The sequence below is a fragment of the uncultured Neisseria sp. genome, assembly GCF_951230505.1.
Taxonomy (GTDB): Bacteria; Pseudomonadota; Gammaproteobacteria; order Burkholderiales; family Neisseriaceae; genus Neisseria.
In genome coordinates, this window is record NZ_CATNVN010000057.1 from 1 (window position 1) to 10,959 (window position 10,959).

The following is a 10,959-nucleotide window of genomic DNA, read 5'->3' on the forward strand; positions in this document are numbered from 1 at the left end:
GACAATTCCTCAACCGCTTCTTCGTCAACCATTTCGACGGCAGCTTCGCGCGCGGTGTACCGTTCCAATACAACCCAAGCACAGGCGACTGCCGTGTCAGTGGTACAGCCGCAGCATTGGTCGGCTTGGCGCAAAACGATCCATATGCCGTTGAGCGCATCAAACTTTTGTACAGTATCGCTTTGAGTACCGGCGGCTTACCGCTGATTTATCTAGGCGACGAAGTCGGTACGCTCAACGACGACGACTGGTCGAACGACAGCAACAAGAGTGACGACAGCCGCTGGGCACACCGTCCTCGTTATGATGAAGAGTTGTATAAACAACGCCATGACGGCTCGACCACTGCCGGTCAAATCTTCCAAGGTTTGCGCCATATGATTTCCATCCGCCAAAGCAATCCGCGCTTTAATGGCGGCAGATTGGTCACCTTCAACACCAACAACAAACACATCATCGGCTATATGCGCAACAACGCGCTTTTAGCATTCGGCAACTTCAGCGAGCATGCGCAAACCATCAGTGCGCACACCCTGCAGGCCATGCCGTTTAAAGCACACGATTTAATCAGCGGTCAAACCATTTCTCTGAATCAGGATTTAGTACTGCAACCCTATCAAGTCATGTGGCTTGAAATTGCATAAGCCGAAATTTTGATACACCACTCAAGGCCGTCTAAACAAATCAGCGTTCAGACGGCCTTTTAAGGCATAAGATGTATTTTGTATTTTGGGTAGTTTCGCTTAGAATGCATGCTTTAATACCAGATGACACACTAAAAATCAGGAGTAAAAATCTATGTTGAAAAAATTCGTACTCGGCACCATCGCTGCAGTAGTTTTGGTTGCTTGCGGCGGTGAAGGCAGCAACTCAGCTTCTTCTGCACCAGCCCAATCCGGCGCGGCCTCCGGTTCTCTGATTGAGCGTATCAACAACAAAGGTACCATCACAGTCGGTACGGAAGGCACTTACGCACCCTTCACCTACCACGACAAAGACGGCAAATTGACCGGCTACGATGTCGAAGTAACCCGCGCAGTCGCCGACAAACTGGGCATCAAAGTTGAATTTAAAGAAACACAATGGGACTCTATGATGGCAGGTTTGAAAGCCGGCCGTTTTGACGTGGTTGCCAACCAAGTCGGCCTGACCAGCCCTGAGCGTCAAGCGACTTTTGACAAATCCGAGCCTTATAGCTGGAGCGGTGCCGTATTGGTTGCCCGTAAAGACAGCAACATCAAATCCATTGACGACATCAAAGGTGTGAAAACTGCACAATCCCTGACCAGTAACTATGGTGAAAAAGCCAAAGCTGCAGGCGCAGAACTCGTACCGGTAGACGGCTTGGCGCAATCCCTGACCCTGATTGAACAAAAACGTGCCGATGCAACCCTGAACGACGAATTGGCGGTATTGGACTATCTGAAGAAAAATCCGAATGCCGGCGTACAAATCGTTTGGTCTGCCCCGGCTGACGAAAAAGTCGGCTCCGGCTTGATTGTCAATAAAGGCAATGATGAGGCATTGGCCAAATTCAGCACAGCCATAACTGAGCTGAAAGCAGACGGCACGCTGAAAAAACTGGGCGAACAATTCTTCGGAAAAGACATCAGTGTTAAATAATTTCCTTGCCTCTCTGCCGTTTATGACGGAAACACGCGCTGATATGCTCATTAGCGCGTTTTGGCCTATGGTTAAAGCCGGCTTCGCAGTGTCTTTGCCTTTAGCGATCGCTTCTTTCGTTATCGGCATGATTATTGCCGTAGCCGTTGCTTTGGTAAGAATCATGCCCTCCGGCGGTATTTTCCAAAAATGCTTGCTGAAGCTGGTGGAATTTTATATTTCCGTCATTCGCGGTACACCGCTTTTGGTGCAGTTGGTCATCGTATTCTATGGTTTGCCTTCCGTCGGCATCTATATCGATCCGATTCCTGCCGCCATCATCGGCTTTTCGCTCAATGTCGGCGCATACGCTTCCGAAACCATACGCGCGGCAATTTTGTCCGTACCTAAAGGCCAATGGGAAGCCGGTTTCTCCATCGGCATGACCTATATGCAGACTTTCCGCCGCATTGTCGCACCACAAGCATTCCGCGTTGCCGTACCGCCTTTGAGCAACGAGTTTATCGGCTTGTTCAAAAACACCTCGCTTGCCGCAGTGGTAACGGTAACGGAGCTTTTCCGTGTTGCCCAAGAGACAGCAAACCGTACTTATGACTTTTTGCCCGTTTATATCGAAGCCGCATTAGTTTATTGGTGTTTCTGCAAAGTGCTGTTTTTGATTCAGACGCGTTTGGAAAAACGTTTTGACCGTTATGTCGCCAAATAAGGAGTTGTCATGATTAAAATCCGCAATATCCATAAGACCTTTGGCGAAAATACCATTTTGCGCGGCATCGATTTGGATGTTGGCAAAGGACAAGTGGTCGTTATCCTAGGCCCTTCCGGCTCAGGCAAAACCACGTTTTTACGCTGTTTAAACGCTTTGGAAATGCCAGAACAAGGTCAAATCGAGTTTGACAATGCGCAGCCGTTAAGCATCGATTTTTCCAAAAAACCAAGCAAACACGATATTTTGGCACTGCGCCGCAAGTCCGGCATGGTATTCCAACAATACAACCTCTTTCCGCACAAAACTGCGTTGGAAAACGTCATGGAAGGGCCGGTTGCCGTACAAGGCAAGCCTGTCGCCAAAGCGCGTGAAGAGGCTGTCAAATTGCTTGAAAAAGTCGGTTTGGGCGATAAGATTGACCTCTACCCCTACCAGCTTTCCGGCGGTCAACAGCAGCGTGTCGGCATTGCCCGAGCATTGGCGATTCAGCCTGAATTGATGCTGTTTGACGAACCGACTTCCGCGCTTGACCCTGAATTGGTGCAAGATGTTTTGGATACCATGAAGGAATTGGCACAAGAAGGCTGGACCATGGTTGTCGTTACGCATGAAATCAAATTCGCCTTAGAAGTGGCAACCACGGTCGTCGTGATGGACGGCGGCGTTATTGTCGAACAAGGCAGCCCGCAAGATTTGTTCAATCATCCCAAACATGAACGAACACAAAAATTCCTGCGCCAAATCCGTGCGGACAATACCGAGCTTCAAATTTAATTGAAACAACAGACAATTTGAAAGCATTTCCGACTGTCATTTCATAAAGGCCGTCTGAATAAGTGAAATAGAAATCGTTGATTTCGTTTTCATACTTGTTCAGACGGCCTTTTATATATCTTTTCAGGTAAAATAACGCCTTTCGTTTTACTCATCCCCTTGCCTGCCATCATGATAGAAATCAAAAAACTCACCCTGCAACGCGGTTTGAAAGTCCTGCTCGATAAAGCCGATGCCGTAATCAACCCCGGCCAACGCGTTGGTTTAATCGGTAAAAACGGTACGGGAAAATCCAGCCTGTTTGCGCTGATAAAAGGTGAAATCACGCAAGATGGCGGCGAAATCCTGATTCCCAAAACATGGCGTCTGGCTTCCGTCTCTCAAGAAACGCCCGATTTAGATATTTCCGCTTTAGACTACGTTTTGCAAGGTGATGCCGAATTGCAGGCTTTTCAGACGGCCTTGGCTCAAGCAGAAGCGCAAAACGACGGCATGAAGCAAGCCGAATATCACGCCAAACTTGAAGAAATCGATGCCTATACCGCGCCGGCACGCGCTGCCAAGCTGCTTAACGGCTTAGGTTTTGCGCAAGAAGAACATACGCGCCCCGTCAAATCTTTTTCCGGCGGCTGGCGTATGCGCCTCAACCTTGCCCAAGCACTGATTTGTCGTGCCGATTTGCTGCTTTTGGACGAACCGACCAACCACTTGGATTTAGAAACCGTATTGTGGCTGGAAAACCATCTCGCTTCCCTACCCTGTACGCAAATCATCATCTCCCATGACCGCGACTTCTTGAATGCCACCACAACGCACACCATCGAGCTGTCGCAACAAAAACTGACCCAATACGGCGGCAATTACGATTTCTATCAAGCCGAACGCGCCCAACGTCTGGCGCAACAACAAGCCGCCTACGTCAAACAGCAGGCGCAAATCAAACATCTGCAATCCTTTATCGACCGTTTCAAAGCCAAAGCCACAAAAGCCGTACAAGCTCAAAGCCGCATGAAGGCATTAGCCAAACTCGAGCGCATCGCCCCTGCGCATTTGGATAGTGAGTTTTCCTTTGAGTTTGCCAATCCGACCCACCTGCCCAATCCATTGTTGAAACTCGACCATGCCGACTTAGGTTATGGTGACAATACCGTTTTACACGATATCACCTTGTCTCTGGAAAGCGGCGCACGTTACGGCCTGTTGGGCGTTAACGGTAGCGGTAAATCTACATTTATCAAAGCCTTGGCTGGAAAAATCGATTTACTTTCCGGCAGCATCGTCCGCTCCGAAAAGCTCAATATCGGCTATTTTGCCCAGCACCAACTGGATACCTTACGCGCAGACCAAAGTCCGGTTTGGCATATCCAGCAGCTTTCGCCCGAAGTCCGCGAACAGGAAATCCGCAACTTTTTAGGCGGTTTCAACTTTGTCGGCGATATGGCGGTTCAAAAGACCGAGCCGTTCTCCGGCGGGGAAAAAGCACGGCTCGCCCTTGCCATGATTATTTGGCAAAAACCTAATCTGCTGCTGCTTGACGAACCGACCAACCACCTAGACTTGGATATGCGCCACGCCCTGACACTTGCCCTGCAAAGTTTCCAAGGCGCATTGATTGTTGTTTCGCACGACCGCAGCCTGCTTGAAGCGACTACCGACAGCTTCCTATTGATTGACAAAGGCCGTCTGAACAACTTCGACGGAGATTTGAACGACTACCGTCAATGGCGATTGGCACAAGAAAACGCCGCAGCAGCCCCCGCCGCTTCTGCACAAAGCCAAAGCCGTAAGGACACCAAGCGTATCGAGGCACAAATCCGTCAGGAAAAAGCCAAACGCAGCAAACCGATTCAGCAGAAAATCGACAAAGCCGAAAAAGAAATCGCACGATTGACTGATATTCAGACGGCCTGTGAAGCATTTTTGGCACAAGAATCTGCTTATTCAGAAGAAAATAAACCCAAATTGCAAGAGACACTCGCACAATTAACAGAAACTAAAGTAAAATTAACGCAACTGGAAGAAAACTGGCTGCAATGGCAGGAAGAGCTTGAGCAAATCCAAGTTGATGTCGAAGCCGAGTTTTCCCAATAAAAATAGAGCCGTCAGGCCGTCTGAAATAAAACACAATACGGAAAAACATGACTTCAACCATCAAACAAGCCGGATACTTCCTCGTATCCTCTTTCGTCTTGGGCATTTCCCTTCACGCAGCCGCCGCAGTCTATTCCTGCGGCAACGGCAGCTATACCTCCGAACCCAAATCCTCCTGCGCACAGGCCCAATTACCTAAAATCAGCGGCCATCAAGGCAGCGGTTACCACCTCAACATCCGCAGCCTCAATGCCTCTGATGAACGCGCAAGTGCAAAGCCTAAGAAAAAGGCACGCGCGGAAAAATCCGATAAACAAGAGAAAAAAGCCGACAAACCGAGCAAAAACAAAAACGGTGCAAAAGCTAAAAAACAGCAGCCCATGCCGTCTGAACAAGAATAAAATGCTCAAGTGCAACGAATCAGCCCTACCTGAATCATGAAAAAATATCTGCTTACCCTATCCCTGCTGCCGCTTGCCATTTTCAACAGCCAAGCCCATGCCGCAAAAATCTATACCTGTGAAGTCAACGGCTCGATTGTCTATACCTCGCGCCCAAGCGGCAACTGCCAAGCCGTCAACGATTTGCCGATTGTCGGTAAATACAGCAGCAGCCGATACGATGCCCCGGTTAGCGATGCGCCTACACTCAACGCGCCGACATCACAAACGGCTCCGGCAAAAAGCAAAAATACAGCGGCAAAATCCAACCATAAGGCAACGCCCAAACCTGCCCCTGTCCGCACTGCTTCTGAAACCGCTCCTCCTCCGGTTCCCAAATCCTCCGGCGTCAACAGTCGCCGTTCTATTTTGGAAACCGAGTTATCCAATGAACGCGCGGCTTTGGCCGATGCCAAAAAGCAACTGAGCCAAGCGCGGACGGCCAAGGGTGGCAGCGTCAATCAACAGGCCATCAGTACGCTACAAGGCGCGGTTTTGGATAGGGAGAAAAACATTCAAGCCCTCCAGCGCGAACTGGGCAGAATGTAAGTCCCAATCAATCAAAACATCAGGCCGTCTGAACAGGTGGAAACGAAATCTAAAATTTTCGTCACGCCAAACAGACGGCCTGAATCCCACAATGATTACGCCCGTTTCAATTTCTTGTGCCTAGTAAATACGGTATAATTTGCCCTTTACGCACATTACCTCCGGTCTTTTCAGACGGCCTTTATCTCATGACTGCAAAATCTTCTAAAACCCAAACAAAAAAACGCGTCTCTACCAAACCGGCAGCCAAACCGACCACACGCAAATCCACCAAAGCACAAACTCAAGCCGACAATAAAGTCTCCCAACGCCTGAAAGCCGCCAAAGAGCTGCAAAGAAACGAAGAAAAAAAAGCGCGCCCCGAGCATGTCGTTAACTTAATTAATGATGCTTTATGGCTGTTTGGCTTGGTTATCACCATTTATCTGGCCATTTCCCTGGCCAGCTTCAGCATGGACGACCCTGCATGGTCGCGCAGCGTTCCCAAAAGCAACGATGTCGCCAACCTCGGCGGCCTCTTTGGCGCATATCTTTCCGATGTCGGATATTATCTGTTCGGCCTATCGTTTTGGTGGTGGATAGCCGCCTCTTGCGTTTTCCTCTACAAAAATTTCCGCCCCATGAAAAAGCAGGAAAACCACAAGCCCTACAATCACGGCGTAGCCGCTTTGGCATTGTTTCTCCTGCTGGTGTGCAGCCCGATTATCGAACATTTCCTGTTTGACAATGCATTGAGCGAATCCCTTCCCGTTGGAGCCGGCGGCTTGGTCGGCTTGCTGGCGGGTTCAGGCTTGGCTTGGCTGTTGGGTAAATCGGGCAGCTTGTTGATTATGCTGGTGATGTTGCTTTTGTCCATTTCCCTGCTGGCTCAGGTGTCATGGTTGGAAGTCATGGCCAAATCCGGCAGCCATATGAGCGGCCTGTTTGGCAGCCTGAGGAAAAAACTGTCTCAATTCCAAAATAAAAAAGAAGATGTCTGCTCCGAAGCTTTGGAAGCTCAAAATACGCGCCGCATGGTTAAAGAGGCCAAAACCATTACCGCCACTCCGGTTGCTCCGTTGGCAGGCAGCAGCAGCAACCGTAAAACCGTCGCCGTATCCGTTGCGCCGCCCCCTAAAATCCAAACTTCCCTGTTTGACGATACTGAACCTAAAAACAACGGCGAATACCACAAACCCAACATGAATCTGTTGCGTATGCCGTCTGAAGAACCGGTTGCCGTCAATCCGGATGAATTGCAACAGACCGCAGAATTAATCGAAGCCAAGCTGGCTGAATTTGGTATCGGTGTACAGGTTGTTTCCGCCACTTCCGGCCCCGTGATTACCCGCTACGAAATCGAACCGGCACAAGGTGTCAAAGGCAGCCAAATTGTCGCCCTGTCCAAAGATTTGGCGCGCTCAATGTCTCTGCAAGCGGTACGCATCGTAGAAACCATTGCCGGTAAAAACACCATGGGCATTGAATTGCCTAATGAGAAACGCCAAGACGTGATGTTGAGTGAGATCCTCTCTTCACCCGTGTTTACCGACGCCAAGTCCAAACTGACCGTTGCTTTGGGTAAAGATATTGCAGGTACGCCTGTGGTTGGCGACTTGGCAAAAATGCCGCATCTTTTGGTCGCAGGCATGACCGGATCGGGTAAATCTGTCGGCGTGAACGGCATGATTATGTCCATGCTCTTCAAAGCCACGCCCGACGAAGTCCGATTCATCATGATTGACCCGAAAATGCTCGAATTGAGTATTTACGACGGTATTCCGCACCTGCTCTGCCCGGTTGTAACCGATATGCGAGAGGCCGGACAAGCATTGAACTGGTGTGTTGCCGAAATGGAAAAACGCTATCGTCTGCTTTCCCATGCCGGCGTGCGCAATCTGGACGGTTTCAACCAAAAAGTCGAACAAGCCAAAGCAGCAGGCAAGCCATTACTCAATCCGTTCAGCTTAAATCCTGACGATCCTGAGCCTCTGGAAAAACTGCCGTTGATTGTGGTCGTTATCGACGAGTTGGCTGACTTGATGATGACAGAACGCAAATCCGTTGAGCAGCAAATCGCACGCCTTGCCCAAAAAGCGCGTGCGGCAGGTATTCACATGATTGTCGCCACCCAGCGTCCGAGTGTCGATGTGGTTACCGGCCTGATTAAAGCCAACATTCCGACACGCATGGCCTTTACCGTACAAAGCAAAATCGACAGCCGCACGATTCTTGACCAAATGGGTGCGGACGAATTGCTCAAATACGGCGACTCATTATTCCTGCAACCGGGCAGCGCAGAACCGACACGCCTGCAAGGTGCGTTTGTTTCCGATGATGAAGTGCATCAGGTCGTCAATTTCGTCAAAGAACAGGCTCCGACCAATTATGTGGAAGGCCTGCTCAGTGGCGAAGCCGCCATCGAAACCACCAATATTGTTAATCCGAATGCAAACAGCGATGAGTTATTCGATCAAGCCGTTGCCTTCGTATTGGAAAGCCGGAAAACTTCCATTTCCGCACTGCAACGCCAATTACGCATCGGCTACAACCGCGCCGCCAATTTAGTAGATGCGCTTGAAAATGCCGGTGTTCTCTCTCCGGCAGACATCAACGGTAGCCGACGGATTCTGGCACAAAAAGACCAGCTGTAAAAAACAACAATATCGAAACTCAAAGGCCGTCTGAAAAGAATTTCCCACTTTTCAGACGGCCTTTTTATGTTATTCGTGAAACATTGTGTTATACTAAGCAGCTAAATTTTGACCTTATGCACGCTTCCGAAGTTCTTCGGAATTCTGAGCAGAAGGATAACCGTTTAAACACAACAAATTTAAGGGCTTACGATGAGCGTAACTGTTGAAACTTTAGAAAATCTGGAACGCAAAGTAGTATTGTCTCTGCCTTGGTCCAAAATCAACGCAGAAACTGAGAAAAAACTGAAACAAACCCAACGCCGCGCAAAAATTGACGGCTTCCGTCCGGGTAAAGCACCGTTCAAAATGATTGCCCAAATGTACGGCGCAAGCGCACAAAACGACGTTATCAACGAATTGGTACAACGCGAATTCTACGAAGTTGCCGTTGCTCAAGAATTGAAAGTTGCCGGTTACCCACGCTTTGAAGCCGTTGAAGAACAAGACGATCAAGAGTCTTTCAAAGTTGCCGCTATTTTTGAAGTCTTCCCCGAAGTAACCATCGGCGACCTGTCTGCCCAAGAAGTAGAAAAAGTAACTGCAACCGTTGGCGATGCCGAAGTTGACCAAACCGTAGAAATCCTGCGCAAACAACGTACCCGTTTCAACCATGTTGACCGCGAAGCCCAAAACGGCGACCGCGTCATCATCGACTTCGAAGGCAAAATCGACGGCGAACCTTTCGCCGGCGGCGCGTCTAAAAACTACGCTTTCGTATTGGGCGCAGGTCAAATGTTGCCTGAATTCGAAGCCGGTGTTGTCGGCATGAAAGCCGGTGAAAGCAAAGACGTTACCGTAAACTTCCCTGAAGACTACCACGGTAAAGATGTTGCCGGTAAATCTGCCGTGTTCACCATCACTCTGAACAACGTTTCAGAAGCTACTTTGCCTGAAGTTAACGCTGACTTTGCCAAAACTCTGGGCATTGAAGACGGCGACGTTGCCAAAATGCGTGAAGAAGTGAAGAAAAACGTCGGCCGCGAAGTTGAACGCCGCATTGGTGAACAAACCAAAGAATCTGTCATGAACGCCCTGCTCAAAGCGACTGACTTGCAAGTTCCTGTTGCTTTGGTCAACGAAGAAGCGGCCCGCTTGGCAAACGAAATGAAACAAAACTTCGTTAACCAAGGTATGGCTGACGCTGCCAACTTGGATCTGCCTTTGGATATGTTCAAAGAACAAGCAGAACGCCGCGTTGCTTTGGGTCTGATTTTGGCTAAATTGGTTGAAGAAAACAAACTTGAGCCAACTGAAGACCAAATCAAAGCCGTTGTTGCCAACTTCGCTGAAAGCTACGAAGATCCTCAAGAAGTTATCGACTGGTACTACGCAGAGCCTTCCCGCCTGCAAGGCCCGACTTCTTTGGCCGTAGAAAGCAACGTTGTTGATTTCGTTCTGAGCAAAGCCAAAGTAACTGAAAAAGCGCTTTCTTTTGACGAAGTAATGGGCGCACAAGCTTAATTGCTCTAAGGCCGTCTGAAACAGACAATCAAAAGCACCGAAGCGCTTTAAATGGCTTTGGTGCTTTTCCATCATTAACAGGAGACAAAAATGTCCTTCGATTTCAATAACTACCTTGTCCCTACCGTTATCGAACAAAGCGGTCGCGGCGAGCGCGCATTCGACATCTACTCACGCCTTTTGAAAGAGCGCATCGTTTTCTTGGTCGGCCCGGTAACAGACGAATCTGCCAATCTGGTTGTCGCGCAACTGCTGTTTTTGGAAAGCGAAAACCCAGATAAAGATATCTTCTTCTATATCAACTCTCCAGGCGGATCGGTTACTGCCGGGATGTCAATTTACGACACCATGAACTTCATCAAGCCTCATGTTTCTACCTTATGCTTAGGCCAAGCGGCAAGCATGGGTGCATTCTTGTTGTCTGCAGGCGAAAAAGGTAAACGCTTTGCCCTGCCCAACAGCCGCATCATGATTCACCAACCGCTCATCAGCGGCGGCTTGGCCGGTCAGGCTTCCGATATTGAAATTCACGCTAAAGAGCTGCTGAAAATCAAAGAGAAACTGAACCGCTTGCTTGCCAAACATTGTGATCGCGATTTGGCCGACTTGGAACGCGATACCGACCGCGACAATTATA

At 49.2% G+C, this 10,959-nt stretch carries 9 protein-coding genes and 1 pseudogene; all 10 read left to right on the forward strand.

The window, feature by feature from the left end; genetic code table 11:
- Positions 1-644, forward strand: a pseudogene (locus Q1M25_RS05190) (amylosucrase); the annotation flags it as partial.
- 154 nt (positions 645-798) lie between these two features.
- Positions 799-1,623: an amino acid ABC transporter substrate-binding protein gene (locus Q1M25_RS05195; protein ID WP_070625304.1), complete on the forward strand. Its 825-nt coding sequence runs from the start codon at positions 799-801 to the stop codon at positions 1,621-1,623.
- Positions 1,613-2,329 (forward strand): amino acid ABC transporter permease, encoded by a 717-nt coding sequence (locus Q1M25_RS05200; protein WP_083306189.1) that lies wholly within the window; start codon positions 1,613-1,615, stop codon positions 2,327-2,329. The genes Q1M25_RS05195 and Q1M25_RS05200 overlap by 11 nt, the downstream gene beginning before the upstream one ends.
- A 9-nt stretch (positions 2,330-2,338) precedes the next feature.
- The gene (locus tag Q1M25_RS05205; protein WP_063069013.1) at positions 2,339-3,106 is read left to right on the forward strand and encodes an amino acid ABC transporter ATP-binding protein; all 768 of its coding nucleotides are present in this window, start codon (positions 2,339-2,341) and stop codon (positions 3,104-3,106) included.
- Positions 3,107-3,277: 171 nt separating this feature from the next.
- Positions 3,278-5,197 carry an ATP-binding cassette domain-containing protein gene (locus tag Q1M25_RS05210; protein WP_070695595.1) on the forward strand — a complete coding sequence of 640 codons (1,920 nt, stop codon included), beginning with the start codon at positions 3,278-3,280 and terminating at the stop codon, positions 5,195-5,197.
- Positions 5,198-5,244: 47 nt separating this feature from the next.
- Positions 5,245-5,598, forward strand: coding sequence for a nucleolar protein (locus tag Q1M25_RS05215; protein WP_300482496.1), 354 nt, complete (start codon positions 5,245-5,247; stop codon positions 5,596-5,598).
- 36 nt (positions 5,599-5,634) lie between these two features.
- Positions 5,635-6,186: a hypothetical protein gene (locus tag Q1M25_RS05220; protein WP_004520603.1), complete on the forward strand. Its 552-nt coding sequence runs from the start codon at positions 5,635-5,637 to the stop codon at positions 6,184-6,186.
- A 188-nt stretch (positions 6,187-6,374) separates the two neighbouring features.
- Positions 6,375-8,819, forward strand: coding sequence for a DNA translocase FtsK (locus Q1M25_RS05225; RefSeq protein ID WP_300482499.1), 2,445 nt, complete (start codon positions 6,375-6,377; stop codon positions 8,817-8,819).
- A 192-nt stretch (positions 8,820-9,011) separates the two neighbouring features.
- On the forward strand, positions 9,012-10,322 hold the full coding sequence (gene tig / locus Q1M25_RS05230; protein ID WP_300482501.1) for a trigger factor: 1,311 nt from the start codon (positions 9,012-9,014) through the stop codon (positions 10,320-10,322).
- A gap of 90 nt (positions 10,323-10,412) precedes the next feature.
- Positions 10,413-10,959: ATP-dependent Clp protease proteolytic subunit (locus Q1M25_RS05235; RefSeq protein WP_300482505.1), on the forward strand; the 547-nt coding region annotated here is incomplete at its 3' end.

What these genes read in the sequence shown, in the direction of transcription:
- Q1M25_RS05215 (WP_300482496.1), top strand. Translation starts at nt 5,245, where the DNA reads ATGACTTCAACCATCAAACAAGCCGGATACTTCCTCGTATCCTCTTTC.
- Q1M25_RS05195 (WP_070625304.1), top strand. Translation starts at nt 799, where the DNA reads ATGTTGAAAAAATTCGTACTCGGCACCATCGCTGCAGTAGTTTTGGTT.
- tig (WP_300482501.1), top strand. Translation starts at nt 9,012, where the DNA reads ATGAGCGTAACTGTTGAAACTTTAGAAAATCTGGAACGCAAAGTAGTA.
- Q1M25_RS05220 (WP_004520603.1), top strand. Translation starts at nt 5,635, where the DNA reads ATGAAAAAATATCTGCTTACCCTATCCCTGCTGCCGCTTGCCATTTTC.
- Q1M25_RS05225 (WP_300482499.1), top strand. Translation starts at nt 6,375, where the DNA reads ATGACTGCAAAATCTTCTAAAACCCAAACAAAAAAACGCGTCTCTACC.
- Q1M25_RS05210 (WP_070695595.1), top strand. Translation starts at nt 3,278, where the DNA reads ATGATAGAAATCAAAAAACTCACCCTGCAACGCGGTTTGAAAGTCCTG.
- Q1M25_RS05205 (WP_063069013.1), top strand. Translation starts at nt 2,339, where the DNA reads ATGATTAAAATCCGCAATATCCATAAGACCTTTGGCGAAAATACCATT.